The 19,146-nt window shown below is 28.8% G+C and carries 19 protein-coding genes and 5 tRNA genes; 19 read left to right on the top strand and 5 right to left on the bottom strand.

Annotated features, from left to right (window positions below; genetic code table 11):
- Position 1: 1 nt before the first annotated feature.
- A complete protein-coding gene (locus tag NGI68_RS08090; protein ID WP_251860967.1) occupies positions 2-526 on the bottom strand; it encodes a DUF4364 family protein in 525 nt (174 codons plus the stop codon).
- A gap of 162 nt (positions 527-688) precedes the next feature.
- Between NGI68_RS08090 and pdaB the strand changes: the two genes are divergently transcribed.
- The 3 genes from pdaB (at position 689) to NGI68_RS08075 (ending at position 2,915) form a co-directional block, all read left to right on the top strand.
- Positions 689-1,441, top strand: a complete 753-nt coding sequence (gene pdaB / locus NGI68_RS08085) for a polysaccharide deacetylase family sporulation protein PdaB (protein WP_251860966.1) — start codon at positions 689-691, stop codon at positions 1,439-1,441.
- Between the two features lie 197 nt (positions 1,442-1,638).
- Positions 1,639-2,136, top strand: a complete 498-nt coding sequence (locus NGI68_RS08080) for a hypothetical protein (RefSeq protein ID WP_251860965.1) — start codon at positions 1,639-1,641, stop codon at positions 2,134-2,136.
- A gap of 77 nt (positions 2,137-2,213) precedes the next feature.
- Positions 2,214-2,915, top strand: coding sequence for a single-stranded DNA-binding protein (locus tag NGI68_RS08075; RefSeq protein WP_251861124.1), 702 nt, complete (start codon positions 2,214-2,216; stop codon positions 2,913-2,915).
- Between the two features lie 57 nt (positions 2,916-2,972).
- Here the strand turns inward: NGI68_RS08075 and dapD are convergent, their stop codons facing one another.
- Positions 2,973-3,683 carry a 2,3,4,5-tetrahydropyridine-2,6-dicarboxylate N-acetyltransferase gene (dapD, locus tag NGI68_RS08070; protein ID WP_251860964.1) on the bottom strand — a complete coding sequence of 237 codons (711 nt, stop codon included), beginning with the start codon at positions 3,681-3,683 and terminating at the stop codon, positions 2,973-2,975.
- A 123-nt stretch (positions 3,684-3,806) separates the two neighbouring features.
- Between dapD and NGI68_RS08065 the strand changes: the two genes are divergently transcribed.
- Positions 3,807-4,976, top strand: a complete 1,170-nt coding sequence (locus NGI68_RS08065) for a pyridoxal phosphate-dependent aminotransferase (protein WP_251860963.1) — start codon at positions 3,807-3,809, stop codon at positions 4,974-4,976.
- Positions 4,977-5,035: 59 nt separating this feature from the next.
- Here the strand turns inward: NGI68_RS08065 and dapB are convergent, their stop codons facing one another.
- The 3 genes from dapB to NGI68_RS08050 all read right to left on the bottom strand — a co-directional run bounded on the left by dapB (position 5,036) and on the right by NGI68_RS08050 (position 7,773).
- Entirely contained in the window at positions 5,036-5,791 is a 756-nt protein-coding gene (gene dapB, locus NGI68_RS08060; protein WP_251860962.1) for a 4-hydroxy-tetrahydrodipicolinate reductase, read from the bottom strand.
- An 88-nt stretch (positions 5,792-5,879) separates the two neighbouring features.
- Positions 5,880-6,758, bottom strand: coding sequence for a 4-hydroxy-tetrahydrodipicolinate synthase (gene dapA, locus NGI68_RS08055; protein WP_251860961.1), 879 nt, complete (start codon positions 6,756-6,758; stop codon positions 5,880-5,882).
- A 22-nt stretch (positions 6,759-6,780) separates the two neighbouring features.
- Positions 6,781-7,773, bottom strand: a complete 993-nt coding sequence (locus NGI68_RS08050; protein ID WP_251860960.1) for an aspartate-semialdehyde dehydrogenase — start codon at positions 7,771-7,773, stop codon at positions 6,781-6,783.
- Between the two features lie 482 nt (positions 7,774-8,255).
- Here NGI68_RS08050 and NGI68_RS08045 point away from each other — a divergent pair, with 482 nt between their 5' ends.
- From NGI68_RS08045 to NGI68_RS07975, 15 genes are all read left to right on the top strand, one after another.
- Positions 8,256-9,938, top strand: a complete 1,683-nt coding sequence (locus NGI68_RS08045) for a peptide ABC transporter substrate-binding protein (protein ID WP_251860959.1) — start codon at positions 8,256-8,258, stop codon at positions 9,936-9,938.
- Positions 9,939-10,017: 79 nt separating this feature from the next.
- Positions 10,018-10,947, top strand: coding sequence for an ABC transporter permease (locus NGI68_RS08040; protein ID WP_251861123.1), 930 nt, complete (start codon positions 10,018-10,020; stop codon positions 10,945-10,947).
- Positions 10,948-10,962: 15 nt separating this feature from the next.
- Positions 10,963-11,880, top strand: coding sequence for an ABC transporter permease (locus NGI68_RS08035; RefSeq protein ID WP_251860958.1), 918 nt, complete (start codon positions 10,963-10,965; stop codon positions 11,878-11,880).
- A 13-nt stretch (positions 11,881-11,893) separates the two neighbouring features.
- Entirely contained in the window at positions 11,894-12,913 is a 1,020-nt protein-coding gene (locus NGI68_RS08030) for an ABC transporter ATP-binding protein (protein ID WP_251860957.1), read from the top strand.
- Positions 12,913-13,872 carry an ABC transporter ATP-binding protein gene (locus NGI68_RS08025; protein WP_251860956.1) on the top strand — a complete coding sequence of 320 codons (960 nt, stop codon included), beginning with the start codon at positions 12,913-12,915 and terminating at the stop codon, positions 13,870-13,872. Before NGI68_RS08030 ends, NGI68_RS08025 begins: the two co-directional genes overlap by 1 nt.
- Positions 13,873-14,064: 192 nt before the next feature.
- Positions 14,065-14,337 (top strand): alpha/beta-type small acid-soluble spore protein, encoded by a 273-nt coding sequence (locus NGI68_RS08020; RefSeq protein WP_251860955.1) that lies wholly within the window; start codon positions 14,065-14,067, stop codon positions 14,335-14,337.
- Positions 14,338-14,424: 87 nt separating this feature from the next.
- Positions 14,425-15,165 (top strand): class I SAM-dependent DNA methyltransferase, encoded by a 741-nt coding sequence (locus NGI68_RS08015; protein ID WP_251860954.1) that lies wholly within the window; start codon positions 14,425-14,427, stop codon positions 15,163-15,165.
- Positions 15,166-15,201: 36 nt separating this feature from the next.
- Positions 15,202-16,092 (top strand): Hsp33 family molecular chaperone HslO, encoded by an 891-nt coding sequence (gene hslO / locus NGI68_RS08010; protein WP_251860953.1) that lies wholly within the window; start codon positions 15,202-15,204, stop codon positions 16,090-16,092.
- A 59-nt stretch (positions 16,093-16,151) separates the two neighbouring features.
- A tRNA-Val gene (locus NGI68_RS08005) sits at positions 16,152-16,227 on the top strand.
- Positions 16,228-16,232: 5 nt separating this feature from the next.
- Positions 16,233-16,309, top strand: a tRNA-Asp gene (locus NGI68_RS08000).
- Positions 16,310-16,312: 3 nt separating this feature from the next.
- Positions 16,313-16,388, top strand: a tRNA-Phe gene (locus tag NGI68_RS07995).
- Positions 16,389-16,392: 4 nt separating this feature from the next.
- Positions 16,393-16,467: transfer RNA gene (locus tag NGI68_RS07990), tRNA-Gly, on the top strand.
- 8 nt (positions 16,468-16,475) lie between these two features.
- Positions 16,476-16,549: transfer RNA gene (locus NGI68_RS07985), tRNA-Cys, on the top strand.
- Positions 16,550-16,840: 291 nt separating this feature from the next.
- Complete coding sequence (locus NGI68_RS07980; protein WP_251860952.1) at positions 16,841-17,536, top strand: ABC transporter ATP-binding protein; 696 nt, start codon at positions 16,841-16,843, stop codon at positions 17,534-17,536.
- A gap of 1 nt (position 17,537) precedes the next feature.
- Positions 17,538-19,106 carry a putative ABC exporter domain-containing protein gene (locus NGI68_RS07975; protein WP_251860951.1) on the top strand — a complete coding sequence of 523 codons (1,569 nt, stop codon included), beginning with the start codon at positions 17,538-17,540 and terminating at the stop codon, positions 19,104-19,106.
- Positions 19,107-19,146 lie beyond the last annotated feature (40 nt).

The raw sequence follows: 19,146 nt of genomic DNA, 5'->3' as shown, positions 1-19,146 counted from the left end.
GTTAACTCTCATTTGTTGTTAAAACATTTAATATTTTTGTATACATTGCATTAGAATTCTCTTTCCAATTAGAGCAGATTTCTTTTGCTTCTTTATTTGAATTCACAGATAGTTTTATATCCATTAGTAAGAAGTTATTTTCAGAGGCTTTTAAACTTACTAGGAATGTATCTTTATTTTCTAAAGTGTAATCAGCCATGATATTAACTTCTTTTTTTATTGAATTTAATCTAGAATCTAGATAATTATTTATAGATTCTATTTTATCTTCATTAATTCTATCTATAAACATTGAAAGAACCTTTTTACCTTTTTCAGTTATTATTACTTTATGCTGATCTGTATTTTTAATAAAACCAGAAGACATAAGTTCTGATAAATATTGCTGCAAAGTAAAATAATTAATTAGATTATTTTGTAGTATAATTTCGGTTATTTTATTATTAGAGATAGAAAGGTCTAATCTATTAAATACATAAAGAATCAGCAACTTATTTTCAGCTAATTCTAAAGCATCATCAAACATCAAATTTCCTCCCCAAAGTTTAGTTAAAATAATTTATATATAATTATATCATAAAAATTAAATATTAATTACTTTAATAAATAAAAATAATTATTTAATGCATATAAAAATATATATTTTATATAAATAAGCATGAGGAAATATTTAGTATGGAGGAAGAAAATGAAGGATAAATTTAAAAAGAGAATTGTATTTTCTTTATTACTTTTGGTACTAGCTATAAGTTTATCTGTTTTTATCAATGGAAGAGGAGAAAAAGTTTCCTTAGATATTAGAAAAAAAGTGCCAATATATAGAGTTGATACAAAAGAAAATAAAATATCTCTCACTTTTGATGTAAGTAGAGGAGATGAAAATATAGATAAAATTTTAGATATATTAGATAAAAATAGTATTAAGAGTACATTTTTTTTAGTAGGAGATTGGATAGAACAAAATCCAGACAAGGTAAAAGAAATTTATGATAAAGGTCATGAAATAGGAAATCATTCTCATAGTCATCCTAATATGAGTAGAATATCTAAGGAAAAAATAATAAAGGATGTTAATATAAATGATGCTAATATAAGAAAAATAACTGGACAGGGTACCAAATTATTTAGATTCCCAGGAGGAGATTATAATGACACAGCAGTGGATACAATAAATGAAATGGGATTATATTGTGTTCAATGGGATGTAGACAGCATTGATTGGAAAGAACAAGGAGCTGATTTAGAATATAAAAGAATTATGAAAAAAACTAAACCTGGTTCCATATTGCTTTTCCATAATACAGCTAAATATACTCCAGATAATTTACCAAGAATAATCAAAGAACTAAAGGAAGATGGATTTGAATTTGTTAAGATAGGAGATTTGATATATAAGGATAATTATTATATAGATTCAGCAGGAGTTCAAAAAAAGAATTAAAGTTTGAACTATAAAATGAAGGAATATCTAAAAAAATATAGAAAATGTAGTATAGGTGTAATATTTTACTAAAGAAGGTGATTTATATACAAAAGATATAAAATTATGATAAATAAATAATAAAATTACATGAGAATAAAATATTGTAAACTGAAGAAAATAACTAAAAATAGTTATTTTCTTCAGGAGTGTGTGTAATGAAAAAAATATGTATATATTCAGAAAATAAAAATTTCGTAGAGCATGTTCATAATATGATAAGAATATTAAATTTAAATTTGGATTTATCAAGTGAAAATTCTATAACTAATAGTCAATATATAGTAATAGATAGAGATATTGATTTTAAATGTAATTCAATAGAATGTGAATATTGTTTTATAAATATGGATTTGTTCAAAAATAAAAATATAGACATAAAAGGTATAGTTGTAACTTATGGATTAGGAAATAAAAATACTATAACTTTGTCTAGTTTGGAACAAGAAAGTATAGGAATTGTTTACTGTGTTCAAAGATATATAAACACATGTAATAAAAATATAATAGAACCACAAGAAATACCATTAAATATTTATTATAGAGATGAGAGCTATCTTTATGCATATATGGTTATTATAACTATTGTACTAATACAAGGAGAACATATTTCTAATATAGAGAAAAAAATAATTAATTCAGCAAATAAATTTTAATTTTATGGAATATTTTAGATATATAAATAATAAGTATATGTTGTATGAATGAATTGAAACTAAGGGAAAGAGGGGTTATGATGGACAATTTAATGTTAAACAATAAAATTTATTTAGAGGGAACAGTGGTTGAGGAGTTAGAGTTCAGCCACGAAATGTACGGAGAAGGATTTTATAATTTTAAAATGGAAGTTGCAAGACTAAGTGATGTATCAGACATATTGAATGTAACTGTATCTGAAAGATTAATATCAGATATGGAACTAAAAGTAGGTATGGATATTACAGTAGATGGACAACTAAGGTCTTATAATAAATTTGTAGATGGAAGTAATCGACTCATATTAACAGTATTTGCTAGAAACATAGATTATTGTATAGAAAGAAGTAAAAATCCTAATGAAATATTCTTAGATGGATATATATGTAAAGAACCTATATATAGGACAACTCCTTTTGGGAGGGAAATTGCTGATTTATTGATAGCGGTAAACAGACCTTATAATAAGTCAGATTATATTCCTAATATAGCATGGGGAAGAAATGCTAGATTCTGTAAGAGCTTAGAAGTTGGAGATAATATAAGAGTATGGGGAAGATTGCAAAGTAGATATTATCAAAAGAGAATATCAGAAGAAAAGACTATTACTAAAGTAGCTTATGAAGTTTCTATATCAAAAATGGAGAGAGTTGGAGATGAACAAGTAACAGATAATGATTATGAAGAAAGTTATGAAGATAAGAATTTTATGGAGAATATAAAAGAAAAACATGCATAAAAGAAAGTATGTACAACATTAAAAGTTGTACATACTTTTTTAAACTAAAATATAAAGTTATTTTCTTAAATCGTCTAAAAGTTTAGTTTTATCTTTAGTTTTTACATCTACTTCTTTTATTATTTTAGCTGGAGTTCCTGCTACAACTACATTTTCTGGTACATCCATAGTAACTACAGAACCAGCTGCTACTACAGAACCTTTACCAATTTTTACACCTTCTAATATAACAGAGTTTGCTCCTATAAGAACATTATCTTCAATAGTGCAAGGATCGCTACTAGGTGGTTCTAAAACGCCAGCTACTACAGAACCAGCTCCAAGGTGTACATTTTTACCAAGCTTGCCTCTAGCACCAACTACAGCGTTCATATCAACCATAGATCCTTCACCTATTTCAGCACCTATATTTATAACAGCACCCATCATAATAACAGCATTTTCACCTATTACAACTTTATCTCTGATTATGGCACCTGGTTCTATTCTAGCATTTACTTTAAGCATATCAAGTAAAGGAATTGCAGATTTTCTTCTATCTTGTTCTATTCTACAAGTTTTTATTTTATCTTTGTTTTCTTCTATTATGGTTAATATTTCCTCTGATTCGCCAAATAATATATATAGATCATTGCTATTAAATTTTTCTATGTGTGTGAAATCACAGTTTGAAAGATCTCCTTCTATGTAGGCCTTTATAGGAGTTGATTTTTTTGCTTCTTTTATGTATCTGGCTATTTCATATGGATCTGTTAAATTATAACTCATTTTAGTTCCTCCTTATTTTATAATAACACTATTATAATAAATATTGATATTTAAATAAAGGGGGGATTTAATACAAGGTAAAATAATAGTATAATAAGTAAAAATAAAGGTGGTGATTATTTAATGGATTATATAAAAAATCAAACAATTATTTCTAAAAAAGTTCAGAATATAGAAATCTCAGGTATAAGAAGATTTTTTAATAAGGTTTCAAATTATGATGATGTTATTTCTTTGACATTAGGCCAGCCAGATTTTAAGGTGCCAAGGAAAATAAAAGACCAATTGATAAAATCTATAGAAGAAGATAAAACAACATATACTTCTAATGCTGGATTAAAAGAATTAAGATTAGAGATAGAAAAATATCTTAAAACTATGAATATTAATTATGATTCAGAAGAAATATGTATAACTGTAGGTGGCAGTGAGGGATTAATGTGTGTATTTTCTGCATTGTTAAATGAAGGGGATAAGGTCTTGATACCATCACCAGCTTATCCAGCTTATGAAAGTTGTGTAAAATTATTAGGTGGAGAAATATTAAACTATAAATTGAAGGATAACTTCTCTATAGATTTTTCAGTTTTACAAGATATTATAAAGAAGGAACATCCTAAGGTTATGGTATTATCATATCCTTCTAATCCTACAGGAGCCATACTTTCTAAAGAAGAAAGGGATGAATTATATAAAATAATAAAAGAAAATAATATTGTAGTAATAAGTGATGAGATATATAGTTCCTTATGTTTTGAGAAAAAATATTATTCTATAGCTCAATATGAGGATATAAAGGATAAGATCATACTAGTTAGTGGATTTTCAAAAATGTTTTCTATGACAGGTCTTAGAATAGGTTATGTTTGTGCAAAAGATGAATTTATAAATTCTATAATAAAGGTACATCAATATAATGTGTCTTGTGCACCATCCATATGTCAATGGGGAGCATATGCAGGACTGAAACATTGTATGGAAGATGTGGTTCACATGAAAGAGGAGTTTATAAAAAGAAGAGATTTTATATATAATAGATTAAAATATATGGGAATAGACACTTATCTTCCAATGGGAGCATTTTATATATTTCCTTGCATAAAAAAATACAATATGAAAAGTGAGGAATTTTGCGAGAGACTTTTGAAGGAAGCTAAAGTTGCTATCGTGCCAGGATCAGCATTTGGAGAAATGGGAGAAGGACATATTAGAATATCTTATGCTTACAGTATGGAAGAGTTAAATGAAGGATTAAACAGAATGGAAGCATGGCTAAACAAAATCACTATATAATAAAATTAAGACGTAACAGACTTTAAAGTTTGTTACGTCTTAATTTTATTAAAATATTACTATAAAGCTGCCTGTATTACATCATCCATGTTGTATAATCCAGATTCTTTACCTTTCATAAATAAGCAAGCGTTTAATGCACCTGTAGCAAATACTTCTCTAGATAAAGCTGTGTGTTTAATTTCTATGGTTTCCCCAGAACCAGCGAATATAACATCATGTTCACCAACTATAGTACCACCTCTTATAGCATGCATACCTATTTCATCGTGAATTCTTTTAGAGCTTCCTTCTCTTCCGTAAGTATATTTGGTATCTTCTTTTATAGAATCTCTTATAGTGTCTCCTAGAAGGATAGCAGTTCCGCTTGGGGCGTCTACTTTTTGATTATGATGTTTTTCTATTATTTCTATATCAAAGTTTTTATACATAAAAGCACTTATATTTTTTAGTATATTATTTACTATATTAATACCTATAGACATATTAGCAGATCTAAAAATAGGTACTTTTTTAGAAGTATCTTCTATAAGTTTTATTTGTTCATCAGAAAAGCCTGTAGTGCATATTATAATAGGCATATTTTTTAAGGATGCAAAGTTTAGTAAACCACTTAATGCGTCAGGTCTTGAAAAATCTACTATAACATCAGCTTCTACATCACATTTATCTATATCAGTAAAAACAGGGAAAGAAGAGGTTGCTTCACCTTTATCTATTCCTGCTACAATTTCTAAATTAGAATAATTTTTTGATAGATTGCATATAACTTTACCCATTTTACCATTACAACCATTTAATATAACTCTTACCATTGAAAGTCCTCCTTTGAAATTATAATATAAATTTATTTTATTAGATATTTTAATAATAAAGTGTAGAGATATAACTCTACACTTTACATTAAATTAGTTTATAATCTTTTAATTCTTTTTTCAATATTTCTAAATTAATTTCATCCATTTCACATAAAGGAAGTCTTAAATTGCCAACCTTCATGTCCATAAGATTCATTGCTGTTTTTACTGGTATAGGGTTTGTTTCTATAAATAAAGAATTAGTAAGAGCTAAAGAGTCTAATTGAATTTTTAAAGCCTCATTAACTTTTCCATTTAAATATAATTCACACATATTGTGAACATCTTCTGGAATTATATTAGCTAATACAGAAATGACACCTATTCCTCCAAGGGATAATATAGGAATTATTTGATCATCATTACCAGAATATATATCTAATCTATCACCACATAAAGCTTCAATTTTAGCTATTTGGCTTATATTGCCACTAGCTTCTTTTACAGCTACTATGTTTTTATCATCACATAGTTTATTCAACGTACTAGGAGTTATATTAAGACCTGTTCTTCCAGGCACGTTGTATATGATTATAGGAGTATTAACAGCATTAGAAACCGCTTTAAAATGCTTAATTAATCCTTTTTGAGTTGTTTTATTATAATATGGGGTTATTACTAGTAACCCATCTATGCCTATGCTCTCTGCCCATTGGCTCATGGCTATGGCAGCTGAAGTATTGTTACTGCCTGTACCAGCTATAACAGGTATTCTCTTATTTACTTTATCTACTACAAATTTTATGGTTTCCTTTTTTTCTGTTTCTGTCATAGTGGTTGCTTCACCTGTAGTTCCACAAACTACTATAGCATCGGTTTTAGATTTTATGTGCCATTCTATTAGATCAGAAAGTTTGTCAAAATCTATTCCTGTTTCAGTGAAAGGAGTTATTATAGCCACTCCACAACCTTTAAAAATGCTCATAAAAATACCTCCTAAATTTTACTTACTTACTTTTTATTATATGCTCAGCTATTTGAATTGCGTTTAAAGCAGCACCTTTTCTAATATTATCTGCTACTACCCATAAATTTAAGCCGTTGTCTACACTAAAGTCTCTTCTTATTCTTCCTACATATACTTCATCGTGACCAGCTACATCAACAGGCATAGGATAAACTAAATTTTCAACATCATCTGTAAGAACGATACCTTGAAAATTCTTATACATTTCAAATATATCATCTAATTCAAAAGGTTTTTCAAGCTCTACATTTATACTTTCACTATGTCCATGAAAAACAGGAACTCTAGCAGTAGTGGCTGTTATTTTTAAACTATCATCATGAAGCATTTTTTTAGTTTCATTAATCATTTTCATTTCTTCTTTTGTGTATCCATTTTCTAAAAATACATCTATGTGTGGTAATATATTTCCTGCAATAGCATAAGGAAATTTCTTTGGAGTTTCTCCAGAGTAACCATTTTTAAGATCATTAAAACCACTAAGTCCAGCTCCAGATACAGCTTGATAAGTTGAGTATACTATTCTTTTAATTTTATATTTATCATGAAGTGGTTTTAAGGCCACTAAAGCTTGTATAGTTGAACAATTTGGATTTGCAATTATACCTTTATTCCATTTTATATCTTCAGGATTTACTTCTGGAACAACTAAAGGAACTTCAGGATCCATTCTCCAAGCACTGCTATTATCAATTACTGTAGCCCCATATTTAACAAAAACAGGTGCAAAGTCTTTACTAGTATCTCCACCAGCAGAGAATAGAGCAAAGTCTATTTTTTTATTTTTTATATTATCTTCTTTTAGTTCCTCAACTGACACTTCAGCATTTTTAAATTGTAATATCTTTCCTGCGGATTTTTTAGACGCAAAAAAGTAAATATTTTCTATAGGAAAGTTTCTACTCTCTAAAATTTCCATGAATTTCCTTCCTACCATTCCAGTAGCTCCTACTACTGCTACATTGTAATTCATAATATAACCTCCCAAATGAATATTAAACAATCATTAATATTGTAGTTAATAATATTATATAACTGATTACATAAAAAATATATAGTATTTTACTATATGAAAATCAATAAAAGTTTATTAGTGAATTTATCTTTAATATTTGATAAAAATTACACCAATTTAAACATATGTAAATGTAAACATGCAATTAACTGAAGATTTTTAAAATACACTATATAAGCATAATTATAAGTATATGATTGATATATAGGTGTAAATATCATATATAATTTGAATTATTATACATTGACATCAAAAAATAAACATGATAATATAATTCAAATATATAATTCAATGCAATTTATTGAATTTTAAGAAAATATCTAAAAGTGTGTTTAATAAAAAATTATATATATATTTTATAAAAACACATAAATATTCAAATTATTTTAATGTTTATATGTTTTTAATGAAAATATAATCAATGAAAAGGAGGGTTTTAATTGAAAAGCAAAAGATTAGTATCAACGCTAGTATCATGTATGCTTTTAGCATCAGTAGCATTAGTAGGCTGTGGAGGAAAAAAAAGTGCATCAGGTGGAAAAGGTGCAGATAAGGAACAATATCTAAATATGGTTTTGCAGGAAGAACCTAAAAATTTAGATCCATCTAAATCAGAAGACTTATATTCTTCACAGGTAATTTCTGAAATTAATGAGGGGTTAACAAGAATTGAAGTGGATGACAAAGGTAAGGATGTTGTTAAACCAGCAGGAGCAGAAAAGTGGGATGTTTCTAAAGATGGACTTAAATGGACTTTTCATTTAAGAGATTATGAGTGGTCTGATGGAAAGAAAGTTACTGCAAAGGATTATGAGTATGGTATAAAGAGAACTCTAGATCCTAAAACTGCATCACAATATGCATATTTATTATCTCCAATAAAAAATGCTAATGAATATAATGGGGGAAAAGCAAAAGCCGAGGATGTTGGAGTAAAAGCATTAGATGATAAAACTTTAGAAATAACTTTAAAGGGTCCTTGTGCATACTTTTTAAAAACTACATATTTTAAGGTTATGATGCCACAAAGAAAAGATATAGTTGAAAAACATGGGGAGAAATTTGGAACTGAGGCTTCTAATATGATATTCTCTGGACCTTTCAAAATAAAAGAATGGGTACATGGGAATAAGATAGAGTTAGTTAAAAATGAAAAATATTGGGATGCTAAATCTGTTAAATTGAATAATGTTCATATGAAAATTATAAATAATCAAGCATCTGCAATGCAAGAGCTTCTAAATGGAGGAGTAGATTTTGCTAATGTTCAACAACCTGAGTGGAAAGATAAACTTGGGAAAACTGGCAATTTCCAAGTTAAAAAAATTGTTGATCCATCAACAAATTATGAGTTTTACAATCAAAAGATAAAATTGTTTAGTAATAATAAGGTTAGAAAAGCATTTTCTTTAGCTGTTAATAGAGAAGAGATTTCTAAGACTTTATTTAAAAATGATTTTACACCAGCATATGGCTTTGTACCTCCTTCACTACAAATAGGGGATAAAGAGTATAGAAAAGAAGCTGGAGAAGAACCGGTGAAAAAATTGAAAGACGAAAATAAAGATCCAAAGAAACTTTTAGTTGAAGGATTAAAAGAATTAGGAATGGATCCAGATCCAAGTAAAGTAACAATAACCTATTTAGCAGCATCAACAGGAGATAAACAAAAAGAAATATCTGAGTTTTATCAAGAAATGTATCAAAAAGCCTTGGGGATAAAAGTCAAAATAGAATATACTCAATGGCCAGTATATATGAAGAGAATGAATAATGGGCAATATGAAATATCTGGTATGGCTTGGTCAGGTGATTATAATGATCCAATGACAGATTTTGATTTATGGATGACAGGGGCTAATATAGTTCCGACTAATTGGTCAAATCCTAAATATGATGAGTTAATAAAGAAAGCAGCATCATTGCCAGAAGAAAAAAATGAAGAAAGAATGAAGTTGTTCAAAGAAGCTGAAGATATATTGTTATATAAAGATACGGTAATAGCACCAGTAGTATATAGAGCTAGAAATGTTTATGAAAGAAATTATGTGAAGGGAATAATGATTTCTCAATTTGGATCCTTATATGATATTAAATATGCCTATACTGAAGGTAGAAAGTAATAATCTAACTATTGCAGCAGATGCTTTTAATGGCTCTGCTGTTGTAGTTTATATGAAAATATGTTTAGGAGGAATAAAGATGTTTAAATATATCTTAAAGAGATTAGCATATATGTTAGTTACTTTATGGATAGTAATAACTATCACTTTTGTATTAATGCATACCATACCAGGAGATCCGCTAGCGTCTAGTGCTAAAAGATTGCCACCACAAATAAGAGCTAATTATTATGCTAAATATGGATTGGATAAACCATTAACAACACAATATAGTATATATATGAAAAATTTATTAAAAGGGGATTTAGGGGATTCTTTAGCTTTTGCAGGAAGAAGTGTAAATACGGTTATAGAAGATGGATTGCCAGCATCGTCACAAATAGGTGTTCAAGCAGTAGTTGTAGGTTTTTTATTAGGAATAATATTGGGTACAGTTGCAGCATTTAAAAGGAATAAGTGGCCAGATTATATTGTAATGTTTTTAGCATTACTTGGTGTTTCTATACCAAGCTTTGTTTTTGCAGCGCTACTTCAGTATATATTTACAGTAAAATTCATGATATTACCAACTACTGGGTGGGGTAGCTTAAAGTATACTATATTGCCTACAATAGCTTTAAGTCTCAGTCCTTTAGCTATATATGCAAGATATATGAGGAATGAGTGTTTGGATGTTCTAGGACAAGATTATATATTAACTGCAAAAGCAAAAGGAGTATCAAAATTTTCTTTAGTTAGAAAACATGTAATAAGAAATTCTATTCTTCCTAGCATAACTATATTAGGACCTCAAATAGCCACCATCTTAACAGGTTCATTTGTTATTGAAAGTATATTTGGTATACCAGGATTAGGGAATTCCTTTGTAGGAGCTGTGAATAATATGGACTATTCTATGATCATGGGGCTTACTGTATTTATGGCTGCTATCTATATATTCTCATTGTTAGTTGTAGATATACTATATGGAATTATAGATCCAAGAATTAGACTTACAAATTCAAAATAATAGGGAGGTAGGAAAATGTCTGAAATAAGCAAGGATAAATTTCAAGTAATAGGAATAAATAAAGATGAATTTAATCAGATGAATAGACCTAATATAACCTATTGGCAGGATTCATGGAGAAGATTAAAGAAAAATAAGGTAGCAATGGCTTCGCTAATATTACTTATACTAATAACTTTAATGACAGTAATAGGACCATATTTAACGCCACATAAATATTGGGTTACAGATTCTAATAGTGTAAACATGGCTCCAAACTCTAATCATTGGTTTGGAACAGATTCTTTAGGTAGAGATCTATTTTCTAGAGTTTGGAAGGGGGGGAGAGTTTCTATAATAATAGGAATTTTAGGAACTATTATAGAAATTACAATTGGAGTCATATATGGTGGAATATCTGGTTATTTTGGTGGAATAGTTGATGATGCAATGATGAGAATAGTAGAAATATTGTTAAGCGTTCCATATTTAATAGTTGTTATTATAATTTCTCTTATATTAGGAAAAGGTGTTATATCTTTAATAATAGCTATGACTATAACTGGCTGGTGTGGAATGGCTAGAATAGTAAGGGGACAAGTTTTGCAAATAAGAGAGCAAGAGTATGTATTAGCAGCTAAAGCACTTGGTGCTAAGCCTTCAAGAATAATAAAGAAACATTTACTACCTAATATTATGGGAATATTAATTGTTAATATTACTTTAGATGTTCCATCATTTATATTTGGAGAAGCTTTTTTAAGTTTTATAGGATTAGGTATACAATCACCAAATACTAGTTGGGGTTCTTTGGCAGCAACTGCACAGCCCAATTTAATGTTTTATGCTTATCAGCTGTTTTTTCCTGCTTTATTCATAAGTTTGACTATGTTATCATTTAATTTGCTTGGTGATGGTTTAAGGGATGCTCTTGATCCTAAAATGCGTCAATAAGGGAGGGGATATTGTGGAAAGAGTTTTAGAAGTAAAGAACTTAAGAGTTTCTTATCATACTTATGCAGGAGAAGTACAATCTGTTAGAAATGTAAACTTCTATATTAATAAAGGAGAAACTCTTGCTATAGTTGGAGAATCAGGATGTGGAAAAACTGTAACAGCTAAATCCATAATGAGATTAATACAAGAACCACCAGGAGAAATTAAAAAAGGATCAGAAATAATTTTTAATGGTAAAAATATATTGGATATGAAAGAAAAAGAGTTAAGAGAATTAAGAGGAGCTGATATAAGTATGATATTCCAAGATCCCATGACTTCTCTTAATCCTACCATGAAAATTGGAAATCAAATAGCGGAAAGTTTGATTATCCATAAAAAAATAAGTAAATCAGATGCTTTGAAGGAAGTTGTTAATATATTGAAATTAGTTAATATACCTAATGCTGAAAAAAGGATTAACCAATATCCCTATGAGTTTTCAGGTGGTATGAGACAAAGAGTTATGATAGCAATAGCTTTGGCTTGTGATCCTAAAATACTTATAGCAGATGAGCCCACTACGGCATTGGATGTAACCATTCAAGCACAGATAATGGAGCTTATAAAAGATCTGCAACAAAAAATGAATACAGCAGTTATAATGATAACTCATGACTTGGGAGTAGTTGCTAATGTGGCTCATAGAATACAAGTTATGTATGCAGGTAAAATTGTGGAAAGAGGAACTACAAATGAAATATTTTGTGAACCAAAGCATCCATACACTTTAGCATTACTTAAATCAGTGCCAAGATTAGATACAAAGCATAAAGGAGAACTATATTCTTTAGAAGGAACTCCGCCAGATTTAATTAAACCGCCAAAAGGATGTCCCTTTGCATCAAGATGTGAGTATTGCATGAAAATATGTAAAGAACAGATACCAGATTTAACAAAATTAACAGAAACTCATGAAGTTTTATGTTGGTTACAGCATCCTATGGCACAGAAGATGAATAATTCTTTTTTATCTGGAGGTGATAAATAATGGAAAGTGAAAACTTAATAGAAGTAAGAAATTTAAAGAAGTATTTTAAAGTTGGAAAAAATGCTATTTTAAAAGCAGTGGATGGGGTAAGTTTTGACATAAAAAAAGGTGAAACATTAGGCTTAGTTGGAGAATCAGGATGTGGAAAAACTACTTGTGGAAGAACTATATTAGGATTATATGAAGCTACAGATGGAGAAGTTAAATTTAAAGGGACAAATATTAATAAACTAAACAATAAAGAAAAAAGGGAATTCACCAAAGAGGCACAAATAATTTTTCAAGATCCATATGCTTCATTAAATCCAAGAATGACAGTTGCAGATATAGTAGGAGAAGGAATAGATATTCACAATATTTATACGGGAAAAGAGAGATTAGATAAGATATACGAGTTATTGAGTTTAGTTGGATTAAATAAGGAGCATGCTTCTAGATTTCCCCATGAATTTTCAGGTGGACAGAGGCAGAGAATTGGAATAGCAAGAGCTTTGGCTATAGAGCCTAAATTTATAGTGTGTGATGAGCCTATATCAGCCCTAGATGTATCTATACAAGCTCAAGTTGTAAACTTACTTATAGATCTTCAAAATAAGCTGGGGCTTACTTATCTATTTATAGCTCATGATTTATCTATGGTGCGCCACATATCAGATAGAGTAGGAGTGATGTATTTAGGCAATTTGGTGGAATTATCCAAAAGTCAAGAGCTATATGAAAATCCACTTCATCCATATACAAAAGCTTTATTATCTGCCATACCTATTCCAGATCCTGATAAAGGAAAACAAAGAGAAATAATCACGCTTCAAGGAGAGGTACCAAGTCCTATAAACCCTAAACCCGGTTGCAAGTTTGCAGAAAGATGTAAATATGCTAAGGACCTCTGTAGAACTGAGATTCCAAAATTTAAGGAAATAGAAAAGGATCATTTTGTTGCATGCTATTTGTTCTATTAAGAATACTTCATAGATTGTAATAATAAATTTTAAGACCTCCTAATATTCTTAGATTAGGGGGTTATATATTTTTGTGAAATGTTTTAATAAACTAATCTGTTGAAATTTAGATTTATAATTTAAGATAGTATAAAATTCCCCCTGCCAGGCAAATAATAGTAATAATAAAATATTTGTATGGAGGGATTTATAATGACAAAAACTCCTTTAAAAAAGGTAATAAAATCTAAACTTAAAGCTAATAAGGAGCTTACTAAAGAGGAAAAATTAAGAGAGAAAATGAAATATGAGATAGCCACTGAACTGGGATTACAAGATAAAGTAGATGAATTAGGATGGGGTGGATTAACATCAGAAGAAACGGGAAGAATAGGTGGGATAATGACCAGGAGAAAAAAAGAACTTAAACTCCCTAAAAATGAAGAAATATTGATGATGAGTGAAATTAAAAATAGCATGCAATAAACATAGTAATCTATTGACTTACCTAATAAAAATATATAATATTTATTAGGTAAGTATATTTTTATGAAGTTAAGGAGAGTTTTAGTTATGGATTGTTATAGAGAATTTGCCCATATATATGATGAACTTATAAATGAGGATATAGACTATGAAAAGTGGGCTAAAGCTATAACAAGCATATGTGATGAATTTAAAGTAAGTAAGATGGATTATTTAGATCTAGCTTGTGGTACTGGAAACTTAACATTACAAATAGCACCACACTTTAAGAATATATGGGCTGTAGATATTTCTTATGATATGTTAACAGAAGCGGAAAATAAGTTTAGAGAAGAAAATATAAAAGGTAAATTAGTGTGTCAAAATATATGTGATTTAAAATTAAATAAAACATTCAATTTAATAACATGCTGTTTAGATGGTATAAACTATATATTGGATAAAAAATCATTAAATAATCTATTTAAAAATGTATATAAACATTTAAAAGAGGATGGATTATTTATATTTGATATAAATTCTTACTATAAACTAAAAAATATTCTAGGAAATAATCTTTTTAGTTATGATGATGAGGATATTACATATGTATGGAGAAATACTATAAAAGATAATATTGCAAATATGGATATTACATTCTTTATAAGAGAAGATGAAAATAATTATATAAGATTTGATGAAGAACATAAAGAAAGAGCTTATAAAGAAGAGGAAATAGAAGAAGTTATAATAAATAATGGATTTAAAATATTAAAAGTTTCAGATAGTTACGAAGATAAGAAAATTGAAGAAAAAACACAAAGAATAGTGTATATATTAACTAAATAGTTTTAAGTTACAATTATGAAAGTTAGGTGAATTTACATGAAAGATAAATTAGTTAAGGCTATTGCTAAGGACGGACAGGTAAGAATAATAGGAGCTATAACAACAGAGTTAGTTAATGAGGGAGTAAAATTACATGATTGTGCTCCAACAGCAGCTGCTGCTTTGGGAAGAATGCTTACAGCAGGTGTGCTAATGGGAAGTACATTAAAATCAGAAAAAGATACTTTGACTTTGCAAATACATGGTGGTGGAATGGCTAAAGGAGTTGTTGTTACATCCTATGCAGATGCTCATGTTAAAGGTTATATAGGTAATCCATCGGCAGATATAGAAGAAAATAGCAAAGGGAAATTAGATGTAAGTGGTATTATAGGGAAAAATGGAAATTTATTAGTTATAAGAGATATGGGATTAAAAGAACCATATATAGGGCAGGTGCCTATATATACTGGAGAAATAGGAGAAGATTTAGCTTACTATTATACAGTATCAGAACAAACACCTTCAGCAGTTGGTTTAGGAGTACTAGTAGATAAGGATCTATCTATAAAGTCAGCAGGTGGATTTATAATACAAATGATGCCTGATGCTGATGAAATGTTAGCAGATTTAATAAGCTATAGATTAGAGGAAATACCTTCAATTACAGAAATGATTTCAAGAGGAATGACTATAGAAGAAATATTAGAATATATATTTGAAGATATGGATTTAAAGATATTAGAAAGTATGGTACCAGAGTATAGATGTGATTGTTCAAGAGAAAAAGTAGAAAGAGCTTTAGCAAGTATAGGAAAGAAGGATCTAAGAGAAATATATGATGAAAATAAACAAGAAGAATTAAAATGTCATTTTTGCAATAAATCTTATACTTTTAGCAATGATGAAATTAGTAACATTTTAAAAAATTATTATGATGGAAAATAATATTAATATTAGTTGACATTAGCTTTAAATTATAATATAATTATTGTTGTAATTGGTGTGGGCGCATAGCTCAGCTGGGAGAGCATCTGCCTTACAAGCAGGGGGTCACAGGTTCGAGCCCTGTTGTGCCCACCAAATACGGCCCAGTGGCTCAGTTGGTTAGAGTGCCGGCCTGTCACGCCGGAGGTCGAGGGTTCGAGCCCCTTCTGGGTCGCCATATGGCTCGATAGCTCAGTCGGTAGAGCAGAGGACTGAAAATCCTCGTGTCCCTGGTTCGATTCCTGGTCGAGCCACCAGAATGCGGGAGTGGCTCAGTGGTAGAGCGTCACCTTGCCAAGGTGAACGTCGCGAGTTCGAATCTCGTCTTCCGCTCCATAATTTTTGGCGCTATAGCCAAGTGGTAAGGCAGAGGCCTGCAAAGCCTTTATCCCCAGTTCAAATCTGGGTGGCGCCTCCAAAGAGATATAATATTTTTAATATTATATCTCTTTTTTTATCTTAAATAATAAAAAATAAATAGATAGTATTATATATTAACCAATTATTAAATATTATTATGTTTTTATAGGTAGAATTATTTTACTTATATATTTATGTATGTTACTTGACAGGTTAAATAAAATTATAATATATTTAACAATAAGTACTATTATGATTTATGATAACAATATTATAAATCATGGTAGATACATTTAATGTATTATAATTAATATGTATAGATTAGAAATAATTTTCAGGGGGAAGAGCAATGATTATTGTAAAGGGATTAAGCAAAAATTATAATAAATCTAAAGCGGTAAATAATGTTTCTTTTGAGGTTAATGGAGGTGAAATAGCAGTACTTTTAGGCCCGAATGGAGCGGGAAAAAGTACAAGTATAAAAGCTATTGCAGGCCTTTTGAAATTTCAAGGAGAAATAAGTATTTGTGGTAAAGATAACAAAAGTTTAGAGGCTAAATCTAAGTTTGCTTATGTACCAGAAGTACCTGCTTTATATGAATTACTAACTGTTTATGAGCATATTGAATATATGGCCAACGCATATAAGATAAAGGACTATAAAGAGAAACTAGAAAATATGTTAAAAAGATTTGAACTATGGGATAAGAAAGATAAGCTAGGGGCAGAATTGTCAAAAGGTATGCAGCAAAAGGTTAGTATATGTGCAGCTTTAATCACCAATCCTAAGGTTATACTGTTTGATGAACCTATGGTTGGGTTAGATCCTAAAGCTATAAAGGAATTAAAGAAAGTTTTTGTAGAACTAAAACAAGAAGGTGCTGCAGTTATTATAAGTACTCATATAATAGATAGTGTATCAGAAATATGGGACAAAGCATTAATAATGAAAGAAGGAAATATAGTTTTTGCTAGAACTAAGCAGGAATTAATAGATAAAAATGAATCATTAGAACAAATATTCTTTGAAGTAACGGAGGGATAATATGGGATCACTTAGTTACATAGTTAGAAAAAGCGTAAAGAATTATTTTAGACAACTAAAGAACAAACCAGGTAAAATAATATTATATATTTTTTTTGTAGCTCTTTTAGTGTTGATGTTATTGTCACCAAAATCAAGTAGTAATAGAATGATAAAAAACGGAAGAGAATTTTTCAATGCTATAGTTACTATAGCAACTTTATATACAGTGTATAGCGCTGCTAATACCGCTACTAAAAAAGGAAAGAGTCTGTTTAGATTAAGCGATGTAAATTTTTTATTTACAGCTCCTATACCACCACAAAGAGTACTGCTTTATGGATTCTTAAAAGAATTATATAAAAGTTTAGTTCTTATAGTATTCCTTTTGTTCCAAATACCTAATCTATATAATTTATTTCCTATAAAGAAGCATGGAGCTATACCGGTTATACTAGGTATACTTATGTTAATGCTTTCTTATTCAGCTATAGCTGTGCTTATTTATTCCATAGCTGCTAAAAAAGATAAATATAGAACTTTAATAAAAAAAATTATAAATTTATTATTGGCATTGGTTGGCATAGGGTTTATGCAGACATTATTTAAAGTTAAATCTATAAAATTCGCATTTACAACATTTTTAGCATCAGATATCTTTAGTAAGATTCCATTTATAGGATGGAATATAAATGTATTCAAGGCTGCTATAAACGGTATAAATACTACGTTTTATATAAGTTTATTGGGTGTGATTTTATCTATAATTTTTATAATATATATAGTATATATTTTAAAAACAGATTACTATGAAGATGCTATATCGGTTACAGAAGTTAGTGAAAAAAAATTAGAGAAAGCTAAAAAGGGTAAGGGGAATATAGATTTAAATAAACCTATAAAAAGAAGAAATATTATTGGAGGTTTAAAATCACAAGGAGCGAAAATAATATTTGAAAGACAAGTTTTAGAGTATAAGAGAAGTGGATTTTTCTTTGTGGACAAAATGACATTAATAATGGGAGCAAGCTCTTTAGCCTTTGGATTTTTTACTAATAATAAAAATGCTGGTATAAATACAATTATGTATTTTGCCATATATATGTTATTAATATTTACCTTTAAGGGTAAATGGTCAGAAGAACTTTCTAAACCTTATATATACTTAATACCAGAAAGCTCAGGAGTTAAAATTTTCTATGCTACTCTTGCTAATCATGTTAAGAATTTTGTAGATGGATTAGTTCTATTTTTGATTTGTGGTATTATATTTAAAACTAATCCAGTAGTTATATTGTTAGCAACACTAACTTATGTAAGTTTTGGAGCTATATTTATATACGTTGATTTAGTTTTACGAAGAATCGTTGGAGGAAATATTAGTAGAGTTATTGAATCTACAATAAAATTTATATTATTAATAATAGTTATATTGCCTGGAATAATAATATCTGTAGTTGTTTCTTTAAATTATAAAGCACCAGTAGGAACATTTCTTATGTATTTTTCTATGATAGTATATAATTGTCTTATTAGTTTTATAGGAATATTATTATCTAGAAAAATATTTGAAAAAATAGAAATGAAATAGACAAATGGAATTTGATTAAATTTAAATACTATAAAGGTAA

Origin of the sequence: Clostridium sp. Marseille-Q2269 (assembly GCF_943736985.1) — a bacterium.
Classification (GTDB): Bacteria; Bacillota; Clostridia; order Clostridiales; family Clostridiaceae; genus Clostridium_F.
This window is presented reverse-complemented; position numbering and strand designations above follow the sequence as displayed.

Bases quoted from the DNA above. Each gene is read 5' to 3' on its own strand.
- NGI68_RS08090 (WP_251860967.1), bottom strand. From the start codon at position 526: ATGTTTGATGATGCTTTAGAATTAGCTGAAAATAAGTTGCTGATTCTT.
- pdaB (WP_251860966.1), top strand. From the start codon at position 689: ATGAAGGATAAATTTAAAAAGAGAATTGTATTTTCTTTATTACTTTTG.
- NGI68_RS08080 (WP_251860965.1), top strand. From the start codon at position 1,639: ATGAAAAAAATATGTATATATTCAGAAAATAAAAATTTCGTAGAGCAT.
- NGI68_RS08075 (WP_251861124.1), top strand. From the start codon at position 2,214: ATGATGGACAATTTAATGTTAAACAATAAAATTTATTTAGAGGGAACA.
- dapD (WP_251860964.1), bottom strand. From the start codon at position 3,683: ATGAGTTATAATTTAACAGATCCATATGAAATAGCCAGATACATAAAA.
- NGI68_RS08065 (WP_251860963.1), top strand. From the start codon at position 3,807: ATGGATTATATAAAAAATCAAACAATTATTTCTAAAAAAGTTCAGAAT.
- dapB (WP_251860962.1), bottom strand. From the start codon at position 5,791: ATGGTAAGAGTTATATTAAATGGTTGTAATGGTAAAATGGGTAAAGTT.
- dapA (WP_251860961.1), bottom strand. From the start codon at position 6,758: ATGAGCATTTTTAAAGGTTGTGGAGTGGCTATAATAACTCCTTTCACT.
- NGI68_RS08050 (WP_251860960.1), bottom strand. From the start codon at position 7,773: ATGAATTACAATGTAGCAGTAGTAGGAGCTACTGGAATGGTAGGAAGG.
- NGI68_RS08040 (WP_251861123.1), top strand. From the start codon at position 10,018: ATGTTTAAATATATCTTAAAGAGATTAGCATATATGTTAGTTACTTTA.
- NGI68_RS08035 (WP_251860958.1), top strand. From the start codon at position 10,963: ATGTCTGAAATAAGCAAGGATAAATTTCAAGTAATAGGAATAAATAAA.
- NGI68_RS08025 (WP_251860956.1), top strand. From the start codon at position 12,913: ATGGAAAGTGAAAACTTAATAGAAGTAAGAAATTTAAAGAAGTATTTT.
- NGI68_RS08020 (WP_251860955.1), top strand. From the start codon at position 14,065: ATGACAAAAACTCCTTTAAAAAAGGTAATAAAATCTAAACTTAAAGCT.
- NGI68_RS08015 (WP_251860954.1), top strand. From the start codon at position 14,425: ATGGATTGTTATAGAGAATTTGCCCATATATATGATGAACTTATAAAT.
- hslO (WP_251860953.1), top strand. From the start codon at position 15,202: ATGAAAGATAAATTAGTTAAGGCTATTGCTAAGGACGGACAGGTAAGA.
- NGI68_RS07980 (WP_251860952.1), top strand. From the start codon at position 16,841: ATGATTATTGTAAAGGGATTAAGCAAAAATTATAATAAATCTAAAGCG.
- NGI68_RS07975 (WP_251860951.1), top strand. From the start codon at position 17,538: ATGGGATCACTTAGTTACATAGTTAGAAAAAGCGTAAAGAATTATTTT.